This window comes from Marinobacter litoralis, from assembly GCF_016427555.1.
In the GTDB taxonomy this organism is placed as follows: domain Bacteria; phylum Pseudomonadota; class Gammaproteobacteria; order Pseudomonadales; family Oleiphilaceae; genus Marinobacter; species Marinobacter litoralis_A.
In genome coordinates, this window is sequence record NZ_JAELVS010000001.1 from 1,409,914 (window position 1) to 1,434,773 (window position 24,860).

Annotated in this window: 16 protein-coding genes; 8 read left to right on the plus strand and 8 right to left on the minus strand. The window is 56.0% G+C overall.

Annotation, left to right across the window (positions count from 1 at the left end):
* Positions 1 to 227: 227 nt before the first annotated feature.
* The 7 genes from JAO79_RS06580 to JAO79_RS06610 all read right to left on the minus strand — a co-directional run bounded on the left by JAO79_RS06580 (position 228) and on the right by JAO79_RS06610 (position 10,931).
* Positions 228 to 2,057 (minus strand): long-chain-acyl-CoA synthetase, encoded by a 1,830-nt coding sequence (locus JAO79_RS06580; protein WP_199006357.1) that lies wholly within the window; start codon positions 2,055 to 2,057, stop codon positions 228 to 230.
* Between the two features lie 59 nt (positions 2,058 to 2,116).
* Positions 2,117 to 4,066: an acetyl/propionyl/methylcrotonyl-CoA carboxylase subunit alpha gene (locus JAO79_RS06585; RefSeq protein ID WP_199006359.1), complete on the minus strand. Its 1,950-nt coding sequence runs from the start codon at positions 4,064 to 4,066 to the stop codon at positions 2,117 to 2,119.
* Between the two features lie 216 nt (positions 4,067 to 4,282).
* Positions 4,283 to 5,101, minus strand: coding sequence for an enoyl-CoA hydratase/isomerase family protein (locus tag JAO79_RS06590; RefSeq protein ID WP_199006361.1), 819 nt, complete (start codon positions 5,099 to 5,101; stop codon positions 4,283 to 4,285).
* Positions 5,102 to 5,257: 156 nt separating this feature from the next.
* Complete coding sequence (locus tag JAO79_RS06595; RefSeq protein WP_199006363.1) at positions 5,258 to 6,418, minus strand: acyl-CoA dehydrogenase family protein; 1,161 nt, start codon at positions 6,416 to 6,418, stop codon at positions 5,258 to 5,260.
* A gap of 49 nt (positions 6,419 to 6,467) precedes the next feature.
* Positions 6,468 to 8,084 carry an acyl-CoA carboxylase subunit beta gene (locus JAO79_RS06600; protein WP_199006364.1) on the minus strand — a complete coding sequence of 539 codons (1,617 nt, stop codon included), beginning with the start codon at positions 8,082 to 8,084 and terminating at the stop codon, positions 6,468 to 6,470.
* A 10-nt stretch (positions 8,085 to 8,094) separates the two neighbouring features.
* Positions 8,095 to 8,961, minus strand: a complete 867-nt coding sequence (locus JAO79_RS06605; protein WP_199006366.1) for an SDR family oxidoreductase — start codon at positions 8,959 to 8,961, stop codon at positions 8,095 to 8,097.
* A 173-nt stretch (positions 8,962 to 9,134) separates the two neighbouring features.
* Entirely contained in the window at positions 9,135 to 10,931 is a 1,797-nt protein-coding gene (locus tag JAO79_RS06610) for an acyclic terpene utilization AtuA family protein (RefSeq protein ID WP_199006368.1), read from the minus strand.
* A 104-nt stretch (positions 10,932 to 11,035) separates the two neighbouring features.
* Between JAO79_RS06610 and JAO79_RS06615 the strand changes: the two genes are divergently transcribed.
* From JAO79_RS06615 to JAO79_RS06650, 8 genes are all read left to right on the plus strand, one after another.
* The gene (locus JAO79_RS06615) at positions 11,036 to 11,704 is read left to right on the plus strand and encodes a TetR/AcrR family transcriptional regulator (RefSeq protein WP_199006370.1); all 669 of its coding nucleotides are present in this window, start codon (positions 11,036 to 11,038) and stop codon (positions 11,702 to 11,704) included.
* 282 nt (positions 11,705 to 11,986) lie between these two features.
* Positions 11,987 to 13,051, plus strand: coding sequence for a hypothetical protein (locus JAO79_RS06620; protein ID WP_199006372.1), 1,065 nt, complete (start codon positions 11,987 to 11,989; stop codon positions 13,049 to 13,051).
* A 66-nt stretch (positions 13,052 to 13,117) separates the two neighbouring features.
* Positions 13,118 to 14,128: a putative solute-binding protein gene (locus tag JAO79_RS06625; protein WP_199006374.1), complete on the plus strand. Its 1,011-nt coding sequence runs from the start codon at positions 13,118 to 13,120 to the stop codon at positions 14,126 to 14,128.
* A gap of 15 nt (positions 14,129 to 14,143) precedes the next feature.
* Positions 14,144 to 16,198, plus strand: coding sequence for a TRAP transporter large permease subunit (locus JAO79_RS06630; protein ID WP_199006375.1), 2,055 nt, complete (start codon positions 14,144 to 14,146; stop codon positions 16,196 to 16,198).
* A gap of 87 nt (positions 16,199 to 16,285) precedes the next feature.
* Complete coding sequence (locus tag JAO79_RS06635; protein ID WP_199006377.1) at positions 16,286 to 18,868, plus strand: S8 family serine peptidase; 2,583 nt, start codon at positions 16,286 to 16,288, stop codon at positions 18,866 to 18,868.
* Positions 18,865 to 19,362: a protease complex subunit PrcB family protein gene (locus JAO79_RS06640; RefSeq protein ID WP_199006379.1), complete on the plus strand. Its 498-nt coding sequence runs from the start codon at positions 18,865 to 18,867 to the stop codon at positions 19,360 to 19,362. The genes JAO79_RS06635 and JAO79_RS06640 overlap by 4 nt, the downstream gene beginning before the upstream one ends.
* A gap of 94 nt (positions 19,363 to 19,456) precedes the next feature.
* Positions 19,457 to 21,352 carry a DNA topoisomerase IV subunit B gene (parE, locus tag JAO79_RS06645; protein ID WP_199006381.1) on the plus strand — a complete coding sequence of 632 codons (1,896 nt, stop codon included), beginning with the start codon at positions 19,457 to 19,459 and terminating at the stop codon, positions 21,350 to 21,352.
* Between the two features lie 96 nt (positions 21,353 to 21,448).
* Positions 21,449 to 23,215 (plus strand): SLC13 family permease, encoded by a 1,767-nt coding sequence (locus JAO79_RS06650; RefSeq protein ID WP_199006383.1) that lies wholly within the window; start codon positions 21,449 to 21,451, stop codon positions 23,213 to 23,215.
* Here JAO79_RS06650 and JAO79_RS06655 read toward each other — a convergent pair.
* Positions 23,203 to 24,486 carry an EAL domain-containing protein gene (locus tag JAO79_RS06655; RefSeq protein WP_199006385.1) on the minus strand — a complete coding sequence of 428 codons (1,284 nt, stop codon included), beginning with the start codon at positions 24,484 to 24,486 and terminating at the stop codon, positions 23,203 to 23,205. The genes JAO79_RS06650 and JAO79_RS06655 overlap by 13 nt on opposite strands.
* Positions 24,487 to 24,860 lie beyond the last annotated feature (374 nt).

A 24,860-nucleotide genomic window follows, 5' to 3' on the forward strand; every position in this document is an offset into this window, starting at 1 on the left:
GTGGTGTTCGCAAAGATAGAGGCGAGTGCCGGAATTCGTTGTTTGGATTAGATATTGTGCGGAGTCAGGAAAGCAGGGTTGGCTTGGGCTTCCAAAAAATGTTGAGGGCCAAGGATGGCCCGAAAGAAGCGCACATGGATGTGCTCGTAGCGGTTTTTTGGAAGCCCAAGCCAACCCTGCCACCCCCAAACCAACAGGCTGGGGCCGAAGAACGACCCCGTCACCGGTCAGAACCGAACATCACCAGCGTCAATGTCAGCAATCAGCTCTGGCGTCACCTTGGTATAGCCAGACGCTTTCGGAAGCCAGACGTAAACCTTGTCATCCGGGCGGTCTAGTGAATAACCCAGTTTTTGAATGTCCACCTTACGGTATTTGAAGGTGCCGGTTTTCTCGATGGCCTGAGTGACCCGAATGAACACGGGAACCGCGTAAGCCGGCAGGTTTTCTTGCAGGTAAGTCAGCAGCTTGTCGGGATCAAAGTGATTATCCGCTTTCTGGGGAACCAACGTCACCATGCCGGCCTTGCCGTTGGTGTGGGGGATTTCCACACCGTACACGATGGCCTCTTCGACCATGCCGGAGCCATCGATAATGTTTTCAACTTCGTTGGTGGACACGTTTTCGCCTTTCCAGCGGAAGGTGTCGCCCATACGGTCCACAAACTGCAGGTGTCGGAAGCCGATTTCCCGAAGGACATCGCCGGTATTGAACCAGGAATCACCTTTCTTGAAGCCATCCCGCAGAATGGATTTTTCGGTGGCTTCTTTTTGCGTGTAGCCCTCAAACGCCCACTTCTTGGTGATCTCGCCTAGCAGCAGGCCGGGCTCGCCTTTTTTCACTTCCTCGAACTTCCCTTTCTCATTGCGGATCGGGTCGCGGGTACCGTCGTGGAATTTGACCAACCGGTAAGGGGCGGTCGAAAACCCTACAGTGTTGTCCATGTTGAAGAAGTTAGAGAAGCCAATATTGCCTTCGGAAGAGGCATAAAGCTCGGCCACGGTTTCAATGCCGAAGCGCTCTTTGAATTCTTTCCAGATGGATGGGCGCAAACCATTGCCGATCATCTTGGTGAGCGGATGATTTCGGTCTTGCGGGCTTGCAGGCTGATTCAGCAGGTAGCGGCAAAGTTCACCCACATAGCCGAAGGTGGTGGCTTTGTACTTGCGCACGTCCTCCCAGAAGGCGCGGGCAGAGAACTTTCTGCGCAGTGCGATGGCGGAACCGCCGGCCAGCACCGAACCCCAGCAAACCAGCAAAGCGGTGCCGTGGTAGAGCGGGAGTGTGCAGTAGAGTACGTCTTCCGGTTTCATGTTGAGCGACAACATGCCGAAGCCACCGTAGGCGCGAACGAACTTACGATGCGAGCCCGGGGCGGCTTTGGGCAGCCCGGTTGTGCCAGACGTATACAAATAAACGGCGGTATCGCCCATCAGTACCGGCTGGTTCAGTTCCGGCAGGGTGGATGGAAACTTGCTGACCTCAAGCGCGAGATTGGTATACCCCTCCGGTGCGTCACCAAATATGTTCCGGGTGTTGGCGTCGGCCAGATACAGCATCGAATTGGCGTGATCCAGCTTGATCTCGGAACGAACGCCTTCGGCTTGTTCAAGAAGTTCTTCGCCCACCACGAGCATTTTTGGCTCGATCAGGTTAATGCTGTGGATAAGCACTTTGCCTTTCTGGGAGGTGTTAAGCATCGCGCAGGCAACGCCGATCTTTGCTGCTCCAGCGACGAGTGCGAGCAATTCCGGGCGGTTTTCCAGCAAAATGGCGATGGAGTCGCCTTTCACCAACCCCTGATTCTTCAGGTAATGCGCGATCCGGTTACTCCAGGCATCAAATTCCTGCCAGGTAACCGTGAGATCGTCACAGAGGATGGCCGGCCTGTTCGGATATTTCCGGGCATTGCGGGCAATCAACTTGTTGAGGTTGAGGTCTTTTTCGTTGTCTTTGGCGAGGTAATAGTAGAGCCCTCGTGCAATCGAAGGGAAACGACCGAGCACGGGGGGTAAACTGCGCATGAAGTCTCGGGTGGAGATGATATCTTGACTCATTTTCGTTCCATTTCCTTCGTCACGAGAGCCTACGTTCAGCTCACAATTTATAGTGTTTGTTACGCGTCATCCGCAGCCAACTCAACCAGCAATTGGCTGCGTTTAACCTGATCTCCGGTGTTGGTGTGTAACCCTGCTACAACACCGTCCCGGTCGGCTTTGACGGGATGCTCCATTTTCATCGCTTCCAGAACGACCAGCGTCTGGCCTTGCGAAACGGTTTCTCCCTCCGCGACGAGTACGTCGATGATGGCACCGTCCATCGCAGCCTGAATGCGCCCACTGCCTGCGCCTTGGGCACCGGCGGCCGGTTGATGGGTGCGGTCTACGATAGACCAAGAGCGGCCGAAGGCCTGTAAATATAGGGAATCACCGTTCTGGTGATATTGGCAACGGTGACGAACACCATTGTCGATAATGCACAGCAGGCCGGGTTTGTGGCTGTGGGTTTGCAGCTCATACTGCGTCTCTTCATGGGAGACAATGAGCTTCTGGCCGGACCTGCGGACGAGCAGTTCCACCGTTTCGTCCTGTACTTCGAGGCTCATGGGCATCACCGTTGCCGGGGCATTGCTCCAGCCATTCTGGCCCGAAGTGCCAAGGCTGAGTGCGCAGGCGCTGAGGGCCAGTTCGCGCATGCTGAGCGTTTGTGGTGCCAGAGACGGGTCGTCTTTGAATGATTGCTGCAGGAACGCCGTGGTGGCTTCTCCGGCCCCGAAGGTTTCATCGGCGATGATACGGCTCAGGAAGTGGCGATTGGTGGTGACACCGAACACGGTGGTGTCTTCCAGTGCGCGAATCAGGCGGCGACGGGCTTCTTCGCGGTTTTGGCCCCAGGCAATCACTTTTGCCAGCATGGGGTCGTAGTGTGGGCTGACCACATCGCCCGACCGCACCCCGGTGTCAAAGCGCAGGCCTTCACCTGTGGCCGGCGAGAACTCGTGCAGGGTGCCGGTTTGCGGTGTGAAGTCGGTTGCCGGATCTTCGGCGTACAGGCGGACTTCGATGGCGTGGCCGTTGAGCTGAATTTGATCCTGAGTCAGAGGCAGTGGCTGACCTTCTGCGACCATCAGCTGCCAGGCGACCAGATCCTGGCCGGTGATCAGTTCGGTGACCGGGTGTTCTACCTGCAGGCGCGTGTTCATTTCCAGGAAGTAGAAGTTGCGGTCTTTATCAACCAGAAATTCAACCGTACCTGCACCTTCGTAGCCGCACGCCAGAGCCGCTTTCACGGCGGCTTCGCCCATGGCTTGGCGGAGTTCCGGGGTGACGAAAGGCGAGGGCGCTTCTTCGACGACTTTCTGGTGCCGGCGCTGAACGGAGCAGTCTCGCTCTCCGAGGTAGACGGCGTTGCCATGGCGGTCCGCGAACACCTGGATTTCGACGTGGCGAGGTTCGATCACGGCTTTTTCGATGATCATTTCGTCGTCGCCGAAGGCTTGTTTGGCTTCGGAGCGCGCGCGTTTGATGCTGTCGGCCAGTTGGTTTTGGTCTTCGACCAGTCGCATACCGCGGCCACCGCCGCCGGCAGAGGCTTTGAGCATGAGGGGTACGCCGATGTCTTTGGCGGCTGCGATGAGTTCTTCATCGCTGGCGTTGTTACCTTCAAAGCCCGGGACGACGGGCACGCCGGCTTCTTGCATGGCGATTTTGGAGCGGCGCTTGCTGCCCATCAGTTCGATGGCGTTTTCCGGTGGGCCGACGAAGATCAGGCCGGCTTGTTTGATGGCTTTTGCGAAGCCTGCGTTTTCGGACAGGAAGCCGTAGCCGGGGTGGATGCAGTCGGCGCCGGTTTTCTTGGCGGCATCCAGGATTGCCTCTGCGTTCAGGTAAGACGCGGCTACTTGTGCGGGGCCGATGCAAACGGCTTCGTCGGCTTGCTCAACGTGCAGGGCGTTGGCGTCGGCTTCGGAGTAGACGGCGACTGTCCGGTATCCCAGTGCCTTGGCTGTTTGTATGACTCTGCAGGCGATTTCGCCACGGTTTGCGATGAGTAGTTTTTTTAGCATGGACATTACCTACCTTGTTGCGATGTCAGCATCGTGCCTGTCCGCACCACTGGCGGGGAGTTCCTCCGAAAAACCGCTACGAGCACATCCATGTGCGCTTCTCTCCGGCCATCCATGGCCTCCGAAATTTTCCGGAGGAACTCCCCGCCAGTCGCGCTCCCGCGATCTTTGGTGTTTGTCCGCTCGATGGTGGTGGCGGAAATTAATGTTCTGTACTTACTGTGTGTTGGCCCACTTGGGCTCACGCTTTTGCACAAATGCCATGGTGCCTTCGGCACCTTCCGGACCGCGCACAGCGCTGGAAAACATCTCGGCGGCATCGTCCAGCAAGTCGCTCATGTTTTCGTTGCCGACTCTGTGCAGGAGGACTTTGGTTTGGGCAGTCGCATTCGGAGCGCACAGGCGCGCGCGCTCCAGAGCTGCTGCCAGTAGCGTGTCGATTTGGTCGTCGTTCTCGGCGACTTGGTGCACGATGCCCAGCCCTTGGGCTTCTTGAGCGTCCACGCGCAGGCCAAGCAGGGCCAGTCGGCGGGCCTGGGTCAGGCCGGTGCGGGCAACCACGAAGGGTGCGATCTGAGCGGGGATGATGCCCAGTGTGGTTTCGGGCATGCCGAACTTGGCGGTTGGACCGGCAATGGCGAGGTCGGAAACACACGCCAACCCGAAACCACCACCCATGACCGCACCTTCGGTGATGGCGATGACAATTTTGGAGGATTCGTTTACCTGTTGAATCATCTCGCCGAAGGCGCGGTTCAGTTTGAAGAACGGGTTGTCGCGGCCTTCGCCTTCCTGATTTTTAGCGCCTGACATGTCTTTGATGTCGCCGCCGGCGCAGAAGTGGCCACCGGCACCGCGGATGACGACCGCTCTTATGGTGTCGTTGTTTTCAACCTGAGTGAAAATGGCCGAGAGTTCTTCGACCATTTTCAGGCTCATGGCGTTGCGAACTTCAGGCCGGTTGATGGTGACCATTAACGCCGGACCGCGTTGCTCTAGGGCAAGCGTTTCGCATGTTGGTAATAGTTGTTCCATAAGGACTCCACGCATTTTGTCTGGGGGCAGCCGCGGGGTGGTGCTTTCCGGGACCGTTGAGGGCCAAGGACGGCCCGAAACGAGCCTACAGGGACGTACTTGTAGCGTGTCCCGGAAAGCACCGCCCCGTGGCTGGCCTTCCGCCGGTAAGATGCCTTAGCCTTTTTGTTTGCCCGGCAAGATGCCCATGGTCTTGCAGATAATGCCGAGCATGATTTCGTCGGCACCGCCGCCAATGGAAACCAGACGTATGTCCCGGTAAGCGCGGGCGAGCGGGTTTTCCCACATGTAACCGTTACCACCCCAGTATTGCAGGCAGGTGTCTGTGACTTCACGGCCTAAGCGGCCGGCTTTGAGCTTGGCCATGGAAGCAAGTTGGGTGACGTCTTTGCCGGCAACGTGCAGCTCACAGGCTTTGTAGGTGAGGGCGCGCAACGCCTCCACTTCGGTTTGCAGCTCTGCCAAACGGAAATGGATGTACTGATTGTTGATCAAGGGCTGGCCGAAGGTTTTGCGTTCCTGACAGTACTCGATGGTTTGCTCGATGCAGCTTTCCAGTGCTTTGATAACGTTGGCCGCACCCCACATACGCTCTTCCTGGAATTGGATCATCTGGCACATGAAACCCGTGCCTTCTGCGCCAATGCGGTTGCGCTGGGGTACACGCACGTCGTCGAAGAATACCTGTGCGGTTTCCGAGGAGCGCATGCCCAGTTTGTTCAGGTGCGGGCTCAACGTGATGCCTGGTGTGCTCATGGGAACCACAATCAGGGTTTTGTTCTTATGTGGCTGATCGTCACTGGTGTTGGCCAGCAGGCAGATAAAATCGGCTTTCGGGGAATTGGTGATCCACATCTTGGAGCCATTAATGATGTAGTCATCACCGTCTTTGCGGGCCGTAGTTTTAAGGCCTGCAACATCGGAGCCGGCGCCCACCTCACTGACACCGATAGAACCAATCAACTCGCCGGTAATGGCTGGTGTCAAAAAGTTGCGCTTGAGTTCGTCGGAGCCAAAGCGGGCGATGGCCGGCGTACACATGTCGGTTTGCACGCCGATGGACAGCGGAACGCCACCGCACTTGGCCATGCCCAGTTCTTCGGCGGCAACCAGGTTGTAGCTGTAATCCAAACCCATGCCACCGTATTCTTCCGGCTTTTGAATGCCGAGCAGGCCCAGATTGCCGAGTTTTTTGAACACATCGCGAATCGGGTATTCGCCCGCTTCTTCCCACTCATCAACGTATGGGTTGATTTCTTTCTCGACGAAATCTCTGACGGTTTTTCTTAGGGCATCGTGCTCTGATGTGAAATTCATGGGTACTCTCCTGCTCTAATTCACGGTTGTTCTATTTGTGTTGTTCGAATTACAAACGCGCTACGCCATAAACGTTGGGCCGTAAGGGGCGCTGTTCGGCTTCGCGGCAAACAGACAGTGCGGTTGCCAGTACCCGGCGGGTGTCTCTCGGGTCAATCAGGCCGTCATCCCACAGCCGCGCGGTTCCGAACAAGGCGGTGGAACCCTCTTCCAGTTTCTTGGCGGTAGCCTGTTCCAGAAAATCGAGAGTCTTTTCGTCCGGCTCCTGGCCACTCTTGCGCTGCTTTTCTTCGGCCACAATACGCAGCACTTTGCCGGCTTGGGCCGGGCCCATGACGGCGGTTCGGCTGTTAGGCCAGGCGAAGATGAATCTGGGGTCCAGGCCGCGGCCGCACATGGCGTAGTTGCCGGCACCGTAGGAACCGCCTACCACCACGGCAATTTTGGGTACACGGCAGTTGGCGACGGCCTGAAGCATTTTTGAGCCGTGTTTGATAATGCCGTTCTGCTCGGAGTGGGTGCCCACCATGAACCCGGTGGTGTTGTGCAGGAAGACGATGGGCGTGCCGGCTTGGTCGCACAGTTGAATAAACTGCGCCGCTTTCGTGGCACCGGCGGTGGTAATCGGGCCGTTGTTGCCGATGATGCCGACACTGTGGCCTTCAATGCGGACGGTGCCGCACACAGTTTGGTTGTCGTATTCGTTCTTGAAGTCGAGGAAGCGAGAGCCATCGCTGATGCGAGCGATGATTTCGCGCACGTCATAAGGCTTCTTGGCATCGGCCGGAATCACGCCAATCAGTTCATCCGCCGGGTACAGCGGCTCGTCCCAGCTAACCTCCCGCTGTACAGGGAGCTGATCGTTCCAGGGTAGGGCGCCCATAATCTCCCGGGCTTGGCGAATACCGTCAGCATCGTCTTCAGCAAGATACTCAGCCGTTCCGGCAACCGTCGCGTGCATTTCCGCACCGCCGAGCTCCTCGTCGTTGGCGATTTCACCGGTGGCCGCTTTCAGCAGCGGAGGACCAGCAAGGAACATTTTTGCTTTATCACGCACGGTGATGACGTAATCCGACAGGCCGGGCTGATAGGCACCCCCCGCTGTGGCGTTACCGTGGACAACCGTAACCTGCGGAATACCCGCTGCTGACAACCGCGCCTGATTGGCAAAGCCCCGGGCGCCGGGCACGAAAATATCCGTGGCGTAATTCAGGTTGGCACCGCCGGATTCGGACAGTGACACGATGGGCAGTTTGTTTTCCTTGGCAATCTCATGCAGTCGCAGCGTTTTATCCAGACCTGCAGGCGTGATGGTCCCGCCCTTGATGGCACTATTGCTGGCGACCACCAAACACCGGATACCGGCCACCCGGCCAATGCCAGCAATGATGCCGCCGCCGGCCATAGAGCCGTCTTTGTCGTCGTGCATCTGATAACCCGCCAGCGAGCACAACTCTAGAAACTCGCTGCCCCGATCCAGCAAGCGATTGATGCGGTCGCGTGGAAGCAGCTTGCCACGTTTGGTGAACTTTTCCCGGGCCGCCTCTGCCAGATCCAACACCTTTTGTTCAACATCGCGAAAGGTCTTGATGTGAGCTTCCATGGCTTCCGCATTCGCCTGGAACTCGCTGGACTGGGGGCTAATGATTGACTCTAATACCTGCATGTAATGGTCCTCAGTCTTCTGACAACACTTTTGGAGTCGTCGCTCGGTGAAATCCGTTGTATGGCTCATTGTTCTTGGCCTTGGGCATGGGCCAGATCCGGCCGCCTTGAGAGCCGCCACCATCGATGCGCCAGCAGTCACCGCTGATAAACGCCGCGCCTTCGCTCAGCAAGAAGCAAATAACCGAACTGACCTCCGACTCCGTACCCATCCTCTTGATGGGAACCGCATCGGCCAAGCTACGAATCCACGACTTCATGTGGGCGGGATAGTTATCCATGCCGCTGGAAGCTATCCAGCCCGGCGCAACCGCATTCACCCGAACACCGGACGGAGCCCATTCCACAGCCGCGGTTTGGGTGAAATTCACCATCCCGGCTCGTGCTGCGCCGGAATGCCCCATGCCGGGCATGCCGCCCCACATATCAGCAACAATATTGACAATCGAACCGCCGGTTTTGCTGAGCGCCTGGGTGTAGGCTTCGCGCGCCATCAGAAACCCGCCGGTCAGATTGGTGCGCACCACGGTTTCCCAGCCCTTCTGGTTAATTCCCGTCAGTGGCGAGGCAAACTGACCACCGGCGTTGTTCACCAACCCGTCCAACCGGCCGTGTTCGGCAATAATGGCTTTAACCGTGGCCCGCACAGACTCTTCCTCGCGAATGTCGCAAGAATGAGCACTGGCCGTGCCACCATCCTCTTCGATCTCTGCTTTGACGGCATCGACCTTTTCCTGTTTGCGGCCAACTAGTGCAACCTGTGCGCCCAGGGCAGCCAGTTCGTGAGCGGTGCACCGACCTATACCGGAGCCGCCACCGGTGACGATGTAAACCCGGCCTTCAAATAGCCCGGGTCGTAAAACGGATTGGTAGCTCATAAGCAATTTCCTGTTTAAACCTGATGAATCCATATACAGCGTTTGGGCGCCTCGCCGGAGGAGGACTGTGCAAAAATGTGCGGAGCCATGGATGGCGGAGCCCAAGCGCCACATGGATGTGCCGAAGGAGCGTTTTTTGAACAGTCCTCCTCCGGCGGGGTGCTTGCACCGAATTAAGACTCAAAAAGTTGCGATGGCACCGGCACTGGAAACTCCAGAAGCTGCTGCGCAAACGCCTTACCTTGTGGGTCAATCCGCAAGCTGGCGATACCGCCACCACCCAGACTGTGCTCCAGCAAGAAGTTAAACGCATTCAGCCCCGGCAAAGCCCACCGAGTCACCTTGCCGGACTCCGGATTCAGCGTATGCGCCATCCATTCGGCAACTGCCTCTTCTGTCAGCGCGGCCTGAATGTACGGCACGAACTCCGCTTCCCGTGCAATCACACCAACATTGCTGTGATCGCCCTTGTCCCCGGAGCGCGCCCACGCCAACCGAACCAGAGGAACCGTCGTATCCGTTGAAACCTCAACGTTGTCCTGCGGTTCGGGCGCCAGCTGAGCGGGGTTAAAGCTGCCATCACAGGCAACATCGACAGGCACAGCTTCGCCGCCGATATCCACCGACACAACCACCTCGGATTTCGGAACCAAACACGAATAAAGACGAATCTTGGGGAACACAGAAGGGCGACCGCCGACAATGCCGGTCAGGCCGGGGGCCATACCAGTCGCAGCTTGGGCAATCTCTCTCGAAAACAGCACCAAGGCTTCCTTTTTGGGATGGGCTGCAGAAATTTTGACGATTACTTCCCGAGTGTCGCTGCGACGGCCATGAGGGCCGTAAGTCGCTTCGGTACCCAGCAGCTCAATGCTGGTTTCGGAATAGCCTGGCAAGCCTTTGTCCGCAAACATCGCCGATGTTTTGGCCAGAATAGCGTCCGCAACCTTCTGGGCTTTGGCTGGCGCGTCGATACCCCCTAGCAGGAAAGACGCAGTACATTTGAAGCCATCGGGCCAGGTGCCAGACACCTTGTAGCTGTCGGTGGGCTCCAATCCTTTCGCACCGGACACGTGAACCCGGTTCGGCGCAATTTCATCCAGCTTAACTTGCGTAAAATCGCAGGTCACATCGGGCAGCAGATACGCTCTTGGATCACCGATTTCGTACACCAATTGCTCGCCAACCGTGCCACGGCTAACCAAACCACCGGTATTGTCGGATTTGGTCATCACAAAATCGCCATTGGCGCTGACTTCGGCAATCGGGAAGCCCATGTTGGAAAAACCGTCTGCAACATCTTCCCAATCGGTGAAGTTGCCACCCGTCGATTGAGCACCGCATTCCAGCAGATGCCCGGCAAGGCTGCCTTGGGCCAGCTTGTCGTAGTCATTCCACTGCCAGCCAAATTCGTGCACTAGCGGTGCCAGAACCAACGCGCTATCGGCAACCCGTCCAGTCAAAACAATGTCTGCGCCTTGGTCTAGTGCGGCGGCCAGACCGGGCGCACCAAGATAAGCGTTCAGGCTCACCATCATGGCCGGGAACGGTTGGCCTGTCGTCATTTCAGTGATGCCATCATCCGCCAGCTTCTGTTTCTTGGTGATCAAATCATCACCCAATACCAGAGCGATTTTCAGATCGACACCGGATTTTTCACAAAGTGCCTGAAGTGCATCACGGCAAGCGATGGGGTTAACGCCGCCGGCGTTGGCCAGAACCCGGATTCCTTTTGCTTTGATGTCGGCAAGCAGCGGGCCCATGACCGTTTGTACGAAATCCCGGGCGTAACCCTGGGACGGGTCTTTCATCTTCTGACCGGCCATGATCGACATGGTCACTTCGGCGAGGTAGTCGGCCACCAGATAGTCGATGTTGCCCAGGTGTACCAGTTGGGCGGCCGCAGTTTCGGTATCACCCCAGAATGCCGAAGAACAGCCGATGCGGATGATTTTGTTGGCTTCTGACATGTTGTTGGTCCCGTTTTTTTAGCGTTTTAACGTGGATCTTCAGTGATTGATCTCAACGTTACCAAGCAAGCGCTTGGTTTGTAAATAGGCGAAACTAAGGTAAAATGGGTCAATCTTTTTCGCAGTTGGATACTCTCGTGAAACACAGCGATATTTTTCAGGCACTTATTCAAGAACAGTTGGTTTCCGATCCCTCTAGTGCGCGTGGGCGTCTGCTGGCTGAAGCCGCCACTTTGTTCCGGGATAAAGGGTATGAACGGACCACTGTGAGAGATTTGGCTGCCGCAGTGGGTATTCAGTCCGGGAGTTTGTTTCATCATTTCCGGACAAAAGAAGAGATTCTGAAGGCAGTTATGGTTGAAACCATTCGGCTGAATACAGCAGTGATGCAGGCCGCGGTTGAGCAGGAGGTTTCGGCCAAAGCCAAGCTGCGTGCGCTGATTCGGGCGGAACTGGAATCGATCAATGGCAAGACCGGTGAAGCTATGGCCGTTCTGGTCTACGAGTGGCGGAGTTTGTCTGAAAACTCTCAGGCCGAAGTGCTGGCACTAAGAGATGTCTATGAGGATCTTTGGTTAACGGTTTTGCAGCAACTTAAAGGCGAGGGGCAGTTGGCGGCGGATGTGTTTATTGCCCGTCGGATGCTGACCGGCGCTCTAAGCTGGACCGTGACCTGGTACAAGCCCGAACGGGGTGGTTTGACGCTGGATGGCTTGACCGATCAGGTTATGGCGATGCTGGGTTTGAGTGCTCCTGGGGATGTTTCGGCATAGAGAGCTCCGCCGGTTTGGATCAGGGCCTGTTTCCCTCAGCGTTTTCCATAGTAGAAAAGTCCAATTTTTAAGTTTCTATACGTAATTGGCCTGATCGGCATAATATTTCGGCAAACGAGCCATTTCCGTTTGAGCTCTTTCCCCGCATCCTTCGTCCTGTGAATGAAAATCTCCGGGATTTCGGTGATCTGGTTCACGGAACGTTGATAAATTGCATGCTGGTTCGTGCAGTAATGATCACGTCTAAAAAAACAAACATACAAAGAAAAGACAGGTCGCATTATGATCTCCTCTAAGCTCTTCCGGGCGTACCGTTTCTCGGCTCGTATGCCTAAACTGATTGCCTCAGGCTTGGTTCTGGTTCTTTCCGGTTGTACAGTTAATCCCATTTATCATACGACGGGTGTCGTGCTTTCCAGTTACTCGGAATCCGAGGCTACCCCTTATGTTATGCAAATGACCGACACCCGGATGGCGTGTGCATTGGGCGAAGGGATTGATCCGTTGCTTTACTCGTTCTCTCGAGTTGTGGACGCGCCTGATACCACGGGTTCGTTGCTGATGCTGCTGGCTGGCAACTGCATGGAATACAGAGCTTGGGACGCAGAGCTGGATTATCTGAGGCATGATTACAGCGGCAACGTACCTGCGGCTAAAGACGCCCGTGAGGTTTCGAAGCGCTTGTACGCGCAAACAGCGACCCGCCGATACGAATCTTTCCGCCGCGCCATGGCTGCGTACGACTTTGATCCTGCAGCAGAGCCGATGGAGTGTCCGTTCCTGTTTACTGACCAGGATGAGATCACCTTCCTTGCTGGCCTGCTTACCGGTATGCAGGCCATCGTGAATGATGCCAACTCAGGTGCCATGGCGGGTGTTCCTCGCAATATCGCACCTCAAGCCGAGCGTGCGGCACAGTGTGTTGATAACGAAAAATGGGGTGGGTTACCGAATGCTGTTCGGGCGTTGGTGTGGCTGTTGCTTCCTGATACTCGCCCGGCGTTGTCTCCAGACCCATGGGTAGTGCTTCAGAATAGTGCTGACTTGGGTGTGAAAGCAGGCTTTAGAACATCCCATGCACTGCAAATTGTTGCTGCAGAAACATTCGGTCGCCCAGATGTGCTTGCTGATGCGATTGCAAACTTTGCTGCCTCTGATGAGGGGTTCGAGGTTTTCGACGACTATGTGCTTCTCGATGAGGTTGCACGCACCGTTGTCACCTTCTCATCAGATAAGCACTGGACAAAAAACTACGGCCATCGTACGCCCACCCGCTTTTTCGGCAAAATGAGCCCGGAGCGTGATACCAGTAATATTGAAACCATGAGTTTGGATGGGCTGCTGTAACCAGCAGCCTCATCACCCCGCTTTATTCGAGTTTACAACCATAACAATGATGCCCCGGAGGTTATTGTGATCCGTAAAACACTTGCAGCCCTTTCCATTGCGGCCGTTGCGCCCTTGGCGTCAGCACAATCTGCGACCATGTGCGTATTCGATGTTATCGGCGCCAACGGTGACGTTTATAACATGGTGAAAGATTTCTCCCTTGAGATGAAAGCGCACGGTGTTGATTTCGACCTGAAACCCTATACCGATGAAGGCGTTGCAATAGGGGATTTTAATGCTGGCCAGTGTGACGCAGTGGCGGCGATGGATATCCGGATACGTCCGTTTAACCGCTTCACCGGCAGTATCAGTGCGGTAGGCGCGCTTCCGACCTATAAGGATCTGGAAACGCTGTTGGCAACACTGGCGCAACCGAAAGCGGCTCCGTTGATGAAAGAAAACGGATACGAAGTTCTGGGCATCGTGCCGGGTGGTGCAGGTTATTTGTTCGTAGACGATCGAAGCATCGATACCGCGGCGGAGCTGGCCGGCAAGCGTGTGGCCACGCTTGACTACCAGAATGACGCCATTCACATGGTTAACTATGTTAAGGCAACGGTTGTTCCTTCCGACATCACCAACTTTGCCGGCAAATTCAATAACGGTTCGGTTGATACCGCTTACGCGCCGGCATTCGCCTATGAGGCACTGGAACTCTACAAGGGCATTGGCGATAAAGGCGGTGTTGTTGATTACCCGCTGGCCCAGCTGACCATCCAGATTGTTGCCCGGGACGAAGTGCTGGACGACGCCACAGCGCAGAAGGCACGTGAAGTGGCCTGGGGTATGTTCCCGCAAGCCATGAACATGATTTCCGGGCTTGAAGAAGCCATTCCTGACGACAAGTGGATCCGTATCCCTGAGAAAGACATCGTTGGGTACCAGGAAATGTTCCGGGAAAACCGTTTGGAAATGCGCGATGGTGTTAACGGTGCGCCGGTTGTCTACAGCCCGAAAATGCTCAGCCTGATGAGCAAGATTCGGTGTTCCAGTAATCCGGGCGCTTCAGAGTGCACCGCAGATAATCGCGAATAAACGGGGATCCCGATCATGAACTGGCGTGCAATGACTGCGACAGGCGTAAGGACACTGTATCCCGTGCACAGATTGCACGGGGTGGTTCTCCTGCTGTTGCTCCTGGCGACTTTGTTGCTCGGGATGGGTAATTCGCTTCACTCACGGCTGCTTTGGGTAGGCGAGCAAGTTTGGCCGAATTACTATCTGCTCAATCCAGATGCGGTTGAGCCCAGTTGTAATCTGACCATGGATGTGGATCGGGAAGTGGAGCGTCGGATTCAGGCCTACAAGCCTGATCCCGACGATCTCTTCAGCTCTCCTCCCAATGCTCAGGCTATCCGCCAATCGCTTGAAAGCAATCTGGCGCTTTGCGAACAGCGTCATGTGCAATTTGCAGAGAATCAGAAACATGCAACCTGGGCGCTCGGTGTCTTCAAGGACATCGAGCAAGGGTTGGCGGGTTTTCTGCTTAGTAACATTGATCTGACCAAGTTTCTGTTCATCGGTATGTTTGCTTTGGCTGCGGCCGTTTCGGCGTTGGATGCTGACCATATTGCCCTGAGACTGCCTCGCAATCGTGCAGAGTGGCGTTTGAGTCAAGGCGCCCAGTTTGTTGTCAACGGGCTGATGCTGCTTTCTCTTAATTCCTATCTTGGCAATCTGGAGCGAACCCCGGATTCTGCCGGAGCCATGACGTTGCAGTACGCCTGGGTGTTGGTGTTCGGCATGTTCATGATTATTAATGCGGTTCGATTTGTTTCGATTCCTAAGCGGATCAAATCAGGAAGCATGGATCTGGCTTCCGGCCTTGTGGTGCCGCTGTATTGCACCATGGGTTTGATTGCCATGAGCTATTTCTTCTTTGTAGATGGCTACGCATCGGGCCTGGCGATCTACTTTGGCATGATGTCTAACCTGTCCTCGATGTTCATCAACATCGGCCTGTATGTGTTGGTCGGTATGATGTTGAAGCAAACGCGAGTGCCGGAACTGCTGTTGGGGCTGATAAAGCCATTCAACTTGCCGGCGCCGTTGTTGGCATCTGTGATTATCTTTGCCACCGCGTTCCCGACTGCATTTACGGGTGCCTCAGGCATCTTTATCCTCGCCGTGGGTGGTGTGGTTTATGACGAGCTTCGCCGGGCCGGAGCGGGTCGCCAGTTGTCTCTGGCAACAACCGCGATGTCCGGAAGCTTGGGTGTGGTGCTGAACCCGTGTTTGTTGATTGTGGTAGTTGCAGCGTTAAACAAGGAAGTGACCACGTCTGAAATGTATGGCTGGGGTTTCTGGGTATTCATCATGTCTGCCTGCTTGTTCTCCTTCATTGTTTGCAAGACGGAAGGCAACTGGAAACCGAGACCTGCACCGGGTGCGTTGCGGGAGTCGCTACAGGCTACCAAACCACTGATTCCATATGTGGGTGTCGCTGCTGCGGTGATCTTGTCTATCTGGGGGCTGTTGGGACTTCAGTTTAACGAATACAGTGCGCCGCTGATTTTGCCTTTGGTGATGCTGGCTATCGTGATGCTGGATTCGGGCAGGACGCAGGATGAGTCTCCGGCGCCTTCAAGAGTTAAGGAGTTCTTCTCCCGAAGCAGCTCAGCGGCTAGTGATTCCGCCGTGCACATTGGTGCGCTGTTGGCTTTGATTGGCTTCTCTATCTGTTTGGGCGGCATTCTGGAACGTTCGGACATCGTGCACTTCCTGTTCCCGGAAAGCCTGACCAGCCCGTGGGTTGCGATGCTCGTGATCGTGGTAATGCTGACCTTTATTGGCATGATTATGGATCCGTTCGGTGCGGTTATTCTGGTGTCTGCAACCATCGCCCAGCCTGCTATTCAGATCGGCATCGATCCGCTGCACTTCTGGATTGTGTGTCTGGTGGCGTTCGAACTTGGTTACCTGAGTCCGCCGGTCGCACTTAACCACTTGCTGACACGTCAAGTGGTCGGTGAGTCGGAAGTGTTGGCCGCAGAGCGGACCGGGTCATTCTGGCACCGGTATGAGCGACTGCTTTTACCGCTGGCGGTCATGTTGCCGACCCTGTTATTGGTGGCCTTTGTTCCGATGCTGTTTTACGCTTTATAAAAGCATCGGATTCGAAAACCCGCGAGAGTCCTGCTCCGCGGGTTTTTTGTTTTAGAGTTCGGCAATCTCTCAACGAATGGAGCAACCGTGAGAGTTTTAATTGCGTTATTCCTGTTATCACCATGGATGGTGACGCTGACCGGCTGCAGTGATTCGAGTGGCTCGGGCGACGAGGCGTCCGAACGACTGCTCAGTCCTTTGTCTGGCAGCATAGCGATAGAAGCGAACAGCCGCATTGATCAGGACACCATGGATCAATTGGGGCGGGAAGGTGCAACACCGGCCAATGCTGCGCAAACGTTACCCGCCAGTTTTGTTATGGCCGGCTATGTAAGCCGGGGCGCTGGTACCTACCCGGCTGCGGCGAGCGCATGCCAGACGAAAAATTATCAAGCCGATCCAGCCGATACGTTTTCGGTGCCGCTGGCCGCGGGTGAAACGATCGTGCTCAAAAGTTTCGGTACCTGCGGCACGGATGTGGCTTTGGAGCTGCTGGTTGAAGGCTATCCTCCGGTCAGAACCTCAGGCAGGGACGAAACCGCACAGTTTCGGCTCAATTCAGGGCCCACAGACGACTATCAGGTGGTGGTTCGAAACGTTGGCAGTCTGCCGGCGCGCTATATGCTTTTGAAGACCGCCGGGACGACTCAACAAAATGCCGCCTACCAATGGTCGGACCACCGATTTGAGGAAGGCGAAGCGATTGTTACCTTGAAAGAGTCTGCGCCCGGGCAAGCGTCGGCTCTGAGCGCACAAGCAAAACTTGTCGCCCGGAAACTGGGCGAGCGCACCTGGTTGCGCAAGATGCCCGCTACTGCCCGCGCGCAGGCTGGTGGTCGCCCGGTTCCCGATACGCTGGACTGGATTCGGTCGCTAAGACAACAGCCGGACGTGGAATTCGCCGCTCCCAATTACCGGATGCAGAGCCAGTCTCCGGTGGGTGAGCCTCTGTACAGTAAACAGTGGCATTACGACGTGATCAACGGCCCGGTAGCGTGGCAAATAGAGCCCAGCGGGGGCAGCGGCGTGGATGTTGCCGTGCTCGACACTGGCCTGTTCAGAGAGTCGGACGCATCGGGCTGGCATCCGGATCTGAATCGTAATGTGGTGTCTGGCCGTGACTATGTCGACAACGATTTCGATCCCCGAGATCCCGGCAGCAGCGTCGGTGGCAACGTCTATCATGGTACTCACGTGGCGGGCACCATTGCCTCTGTGATCGATAACAAGGGCAGCGGCGGCGTAGCGTTCGGGGCCAGTTTGCTTCCGGTGCGCGTTCTGGGCGAGGGCGGTACAGGGTCGTCTGCTGATTTGATTGAAGCCATCGCTTGGTTGGTCAACGGCAGTGGCGGACAGCCGCCAAGGGCGCAGGTTGTTAATATGAGCCTGGGTGGTTTGCCAGAGATTCCTCAGTTGGAATCGGCCATTGCCGCGGGTGTGAACAAAGGCATGCTTTTTGTGGCGGCCGCAGGCAATGGGGGGACCAGGGTAAAATCCTATCCGGCGGCCTCGAGCAATGTGCTTGCAGTGAGCGCGGTGGACGGTGCCCGGAACCTGGCTTCCTACTCGAACTATGGCAGTTGGATTGATTTGGCTGCACCGGGTGGCGACGCAGGGCGCGATGCCAATACCGATGGCGAAGCAGACCTTGTCTGGAGTACCAGTGCAGCGTTTGAGTCTGGCGCCTATAAACCGGATTATCGTGGCCTTCAGGGCACGTCCATGGCCGCGCCCCACGTCTCGGGCGTGCTGGCGATGATGAAGGCGCAAAAGCCCGATCTTGACTATGGCGATGTCAGGGCGCTGCTTGCGAGCGGCGAGCTAACGGAATATTCGGGCCGGCGTTCAGATCAACTCGGGTACGGAGTGCTGGATGCGGCCAAGGCTGTATCGGCGGCCAGCCAGGGTTTCACCGGGCCGGTCTTGTCGGCTTCACCGGCTGTGGTGTCGCTGAGTAATGAAGGTGTTGAAGCTCAGTTGGTTGAGCTTAATGTCTACGGCTCCGCCCCGGTGACCGGCGTTTCAGTGGAATCTCAGCCAGAATGGCTGGAGGTGGAGTCTGACTTCTCCGGTGAGCCTTTTATTCTCAATGTGGCTTTATTGCGAGACAGATTGACCCCCGATGTTCCCGCCAGAGGTGATATCGTGGTGAGCTACAACCTGAGCAAGGAACTGCGTATACCGGTCATTGGCCAGCTGATTACCGACGAGAAAGCCCGCAATGCCGGCAGGCACTTCGTATTGCTGGTGGATACCGAGCCCAATGAGCAGGGTGTGTATCTGGCTGAGGCTCAGGTAACGACCACCGTGGAAGATGGCGAGTATTTGTTTGCCTTTGAAGCCGATGACGGCGCAGAGCCCCGGTCACTGCGAGAGGTGACACCAGGCGATTACTATCTGGTGGCAGGGACTGATATCGATGGTGACGGATTTATCTGTCAGGCCGGAGAGGCTTGTGCGGAATACCCTGTTGCAGGTTTGCGCGAGGTGGTTACCGTGAGGCCCGGACAAGTCATCAGCGACCTGCGTATGACCACCGGGTTTAGTCGCCCGACCATTTCTGCGGCCAGCCCTGACGTGCTGCCAAGGCCCGGTTTTCAAGGTTACCGGCTTATCAACAGCATCGACCGTGTGGCTGCCACAAACTCACAGTTAAAGGCATTAAAATGACCACGTTTGCGATCAAAGTATTCACTGTACCCGCAATGGTGTTGGCATTGTCCGGTTGTGCTGCCTCGGGCAATACCGCGCCTCAGCAGGAACCGCAGGTGCGGCAGGTAACGCAGTCAGCCCATTGTGGTTTGACCGGACCGGGCGTGGCCTATGTCGATTCAGCCGGGGAATTGGAGTCGTTGCTGGAAGTTCGGGGCCAGAATATGTCAACGGGCGTAATCCGGCAGGTCGATTTTACGCAAGAGCAGCTTATCTTCGTGACGCTGGGTCAAAAGCCTACGGCCGGCTATAGCCTCGGGCTGGCGGAGGTCAGTCAGGAAAAGAATACGCTGAAACTGCGTATGGACGTGAAGGCTCCGGCCCCGGGCATGATGGTGGCGCAAGTGATCACGTCTCCTTGTGTTGTGCTGGCGACGGCTGGTGGCAACTGGGACCGGATTGAGGTGACAGGCGTCACTGACCAACCGTTGCAAGAGCCCGTTAAGCGCTGAGCCGCGCTGCCTGCACTAAAAATCAATCGTTGATCTTTCAGCGCCAATCAATAAGCTATGGCGCAACGACCATTTTCGGAGTTTTGCCCTTTCTATGAGCCAGCAACAATACAACGCCGATGCCATTGAAGTTCTAAGCGGTCTGGACCCGGTGCGAAAGCGCCCGGGGATGTATACCGATACATCAAGGCCAAATCATCTGGCGCAAGAGGTCATCGACAACAGCGTCGATGAGGCCTTGGCTGGGCATGCCCGCAAGATTGAAGTGACCCTGCACAGCGACAATTCTTTGAGCGTGGAAGACGACGGCCGGGGCATGCCGGTCGACATCCACAAAGAAGAGGGTGTGCCCGGGGTCGAGCTTATCCTTTCACGCTTGCACGCAGGGGGAAAATTCTCGGAAGGCAATTACAATTTTTCCGGTGGTTTGCATGGTGTCGGTGTCTCGGTGGTAAACGCCCTATCGACCCTGCTCGAAGTCACCATCCGCCGGGACGGCCAAGTCCATCGCATGACCTTCGAGAATGGCGAGAAAGCCACCGATCTGGAAGTGATCGATACCGTCGGCAAGCGCAATACCGGTACGCGACTGCGATTTGCGCCCGACCCTAAGTATTTTGACAGCCCCAACTTCTCGGTCAGTCGTTTGCGCCATAATTTGCGTGCCAAGGCGGTACTTTGTCCGGGCCTGACAGTCATATTTGTACAGGAAAAAACCGGCGAAAAAGACGAATGGCTGTACGAAGACGGCCTGAGGGATTATCTGCGCACGGCCCTGGCGGATATCGAGGCAGTTCCGTTGGACCCGTTTACCGGCAGTTTCGCCGGCAACCAGGAAGCAGTGGACTGGGCCATTCAATGGTTACCTGAAGGTGGCGATGCCGTTCAGGAAAGTTACGTTAACCTGATCCCGACCGCGCAGGGCGGAACCCACGTGAACGGGCTCCGAACGGGTATGCTGGAGGCCATGCGGGAATTCTGCGAGTTCCGCAATCTGCTGCCTCGTGGGGTTAAATTGTCGCCGGAAGATATCTGGGAGCGGGTTGCCTACGTATTGTCGTTTAAAATGCAGGAACCTCAGTTCTCGGGTCAGACCAAAGAGCGGTTGTCTTCCCGTGAAGCAGCTGCATTTGTCTCGGGTGTCGTGAAAGATGCGTTCAGCCTGTGGTTGAACCAGCATACTGATGTGGCCGAGGTGTTGGCCGAGCTCTTCATCAGTAATGCCCAGCGCCGGTTGCGGGCCAGCAAGAAGGTGGCCCGCAAAAAGGTGACGTCGGGCCCTGCGTTGCCGGGCAAGCTGGCCGACTGTTCGGGGACTGATTCCAACCGTTCCGAATTGTTTCTGGTTGAGGGTGACTCGGCAGGCGGCTCCGCCAAGCAAGCCCGTGACCGGGAATTCCAGGCGGTCATGCCGCTTCGAGGCAAGATATTGAACACCTGGGAAGTCGATTCCGGCGAAATTCTGGCCTCTCAGGAAGTGCATGATATTGCGGTCGCGATCGGTGTCGATCCCGGTTCCGATGATTTAGCCGGTCTGCGTTACAACAAGGTGTGTATCCTTGCCGATGCTGACTCCGACGGGCTGCACATTGCCACCTTGTTGTGTGCCTTGTTTGTGAAGCACTTCCGCCCGCTGGTCAGTGCCGGTCATGTGTTCGTTGCCATGCCGCCGTTGTATCGGGTGGACTTGGGCAAGGAAACGTTTTACGCACTGGATGAGCACGAAAAACAAGGCATCATCGACCGTTTGGCGGCAGAAAATCGCAAGGGCAAGCTTCAGGTTACCCGTTTCAAAGGGCTGGGCGAAATGAACCCGCTGCAGCTGCGGGAAACCACCATGGCACCGGACACCCGGCGTTTGGTCATGCTTACCCTGGAAGAGGGTGACGATACCGACGAAGCGATGGATATGCTGCTGGGCAAAAAGCGCGCCTCCGACCGCAAGGCCTGGCTGGAAGCCTACGGTAATATGGCAGACGTTGCCGGTTGATATTTCTTTCGGAGCTATTAAAAGGACTCCTTATTCTTTTTAAGTTTTTGATTGGCTCGTTATCCTGTCTGTTTTCCGGGTGGAACAGACAGGCTTATGGAGTGGGAAGGCTGGTTTTCTTTATTCGTGGCAGGCGCCGCACTGGCTTTGATGGTATCGGGCCGATTTGCGCCGCATCTGGTGATGTTGGCGGTGCTGGTGTTGCTCAGCGCTACGGGCATTGTCAGTCATGAACAGGCGCTGATCGGGTTCAGCAACCCTGGCCTGATCACCGTTGTTGCTTTGTTTGTTGTTGCCTCGGGTGTGCACCACTCCGGCGGCGTCGATCTTCTGGTGCGCTATATCCTTGGCAAGCCCAAAACGGTGCGGGCAGCTCAGGCCCGTATCGCCTTGCCGGTAACTCTGCTCAGTGGCTTTCTGAACAACACCCCCGTGGTCGCAACCATGATTCCGGCCGTTCATGCCTGGTCGCGTAAGATCGGTGTGGCGCCTTCCAAATTGATGATCCCCCTCAGTTACGCAGCTATTTTTGGCGGCACGCTCACTATGATTGGTACCAGTACCAATCTTGTGGTTAACGGACAGTATCAACAGTTAACGGGTAGCGAAGGGTTCTCTATTTTCGCCATTACCCAGGTCGGGTTGCCGGTGGCGGCTATTGGTGTGTTGACGATGCTGCTGTTTTTGCCGCGTTTTCTGCCTGAAAAAAAGGATCTGCAGAAGTTTGGTTCCGTTAAAGAATTTACGCTCGAGGTAGCGGTTGCGGCGAACGGGCCCTTGGTCGGCAAATCGGTTGGTGAGGCTGGCCTGCGGGAGTTGGAGCGGCTATATCTGGTTGAAATCGAACGGGACGGCAGCGTTGTTACGGCGGTGCCGTCGGAAGAACGGCTGCGAGGCGGTGACCGGTTGGTGTTTGCTGGTGACACTCAGGCCATATCAGATTTGCTGCGAATCAATGGCATTGTGCCGTCGGTCCATGATGACGAGCCCGCACTCAGCAAGGATCGAGCGGAGCGGCGGTTGATTGAGGCGGTACTTTCGCCCCAGTGTGATGTATTGGGCCAGACGATTCGTGATGCACGGGTCAGGGATCGATACGGGGCCGTGGTGCTGGCGGTCGCCCGGGGTGGCGAAAGGGTGCCCGGAAATCTCGGGAATATACGCCTGCGCCCGGGAGACGTGTTGTTGCTTGAGGCTCGCCCCGCGTTTGTCAGTCGTCAGCGTTACAACAAAGATTTTCTTCTGATCAATGATCTGGAAACCGAGGCACCTCGGCACGATCGAGCCTGGCTTTCCTGGGCAATTTTGCTTGTTCTCGTCGGGCTGGCGGCCTGTGGTGTTATGAGCATGTTGAACGCCGCTCTGGTGGGAGCGTTCTTGATGATTGCAGCCGGTTGTTGCTCGGTGGGACAGGCTCAAAAGGCGGTCGATGTGCCGGTTGTATTGACCATTGCTTCGTCCTTCGCGCTGGGGGGCGCATTGGAGCAAACCGGCGCGGCACGGTATTTGGCCGATTCGGTGCTTGGCTTGAGCCAGGGCAATCCGCTGGTGGTACTGATTTTGGTGTATCTGGTGGTGTCGGTGCTGACTGAAGTCATCACCAATAATGCGGCGGCGGTATTGATTGTGCCGGTTGTGCTGTCGCTTACGCAGGCGATGGGCGTGGCAGAAGAGCCCTTTATCATCGCCGTGATGATGGCCGCGTCAGCGAGCTTTGCAACCCCTCTTGGCTATCAGACAAACATGATGGTATTCGGGCCCGGGGGCTATCGTTTTGTCGACTTTCTGCGGGTGGGGCTACCGATGAATGTGTTTGTCGGTGTGGTCGCGGTGAGTGTGATTGCGCTGATCTATAACCTCTGATCCGCGCTGCTCATGATATCGCAACAGAGAACGTGCAGGCTGCCTTCGGCTTCGTAGGCAAAAGACAGGGTGACGCACATATTGGCGCCGGTAACGCAAAGGTAAGGCGCCGTCACTTGCAGGCTTCCTGGCTGGTCGAGTGCCTGACTCAGGTATTGTTGGCGGCACCAGTCGGCACTGGCGGTGTCTTCAAGCGGCTTGAAGCGAGGGTCCTGGCTGCGAGGGCTGCGCCGGGGTAGAAGCGTCTCGGTTATCTGAACTCCGTCGGCATCTACCAGATAACAGCGTGACACCACTGGGTGAGAAACCAGCTCCGCACACGCCTGATTAATCCCGAGGCCCTGAAGGAGCCGCTCTGTAGCCTGCCTGAACGGAGTGGTGAAGTAGTTGATCAGCTGCCGTGTCGGGTCTTGTTTGACTTGTTTTCTCTGCTTGTATTCCGAGAGCAGCTTGTCCAGATCAGCGGGGGCATGCGACATGGCTTCCAGGTCCGTACTGGGGCGCTGGAAATAAAAGCCTTGAACGAAATCGACCCCTGCATCAATAGCGATCATGACCTGGTCACGCGTTTCAACCCCTTCCAATAGCACTAGACAGCCAGATTGACGCAGAAGCGATACGATGCCGTTGAGGATCTGTCGGGCGCGGTGATCGTTGACCGCTCGCATCAACAAGGACCGGTCAAGCTTGACGATATCCGGCGACAGATTCCAGATACGTTCAAAATTAGAGTGGCCCGCACCAAAATCGTCGATCGCGGTAAGACAGCCCAGTTTCCGGTAATAGGCAACGGTTTCTTTGAGCTTTTCGGCGTCGTCGGTGGGCTGCTCTACGATCTCCATGACGATGCGGTGGGCGGGTAGCCCGGTTTTCTCAAGAATCTGACCGAAAAACGAATCTGACTGGTCACCATGGGTGACGACTCGCGGCGAAACGTTCAGGAACAGCCAGTTCAGTTGATCTTTGATATTGCTGTAATTGCGGACGTGCAGATACCGGCAGAGTCGGTCGAGCAGCAGGTTTTCCGCGTGGGAAGACGGAATGTCAAATAAATGCGGCGGCAGAACGGCCGCGTTGTCGTTGTCGAACGCCCGAATCAGAGCTTCATAGCCCACCGTGCGTTTGTGGGCGATGCTGTAGATAGGTTGAAGGGCGGTATGCAGGGTCAGCCCACGGAAGGTCGCAGTCCAGGTATCGTTTTCCTGACTAAGCAATGGTGACAGTACGTCTGCTTCAGGAGCCGCTAGCATTTCGTTAAGGCTGTAGGACATAGGTGTGTCTGGGCCGCTTAAAAGATTCACTCAGCTGTCGAGGGCATGAGAGTCTTGGCTGAATAACCGCCAGAGTGCCTATATCCTTGGCACGCCTAATTTTTTCAAGGCATTTGTTGCTGAAGGGTGCCAAAAAATGGCTTGGATTACCACAGGTTAATGTGTTCGGTAGGAAACAGTTTGTATCTCGGAAATAAGCGTAGGGTAAAAACAACGAAAAATCCCGGCATGGCCGGGATTTTGGGGTGATTAGTTGTTGCTGGGAATCACTACGCTTTCGTCGAAATCGAGTTCCATATCGCTTTCCTCTGTCATTAACACCCCGCTTCGGGGCAGTTCATAAGTTTGGTTAAAGTCTATCTCAGCGATAAATT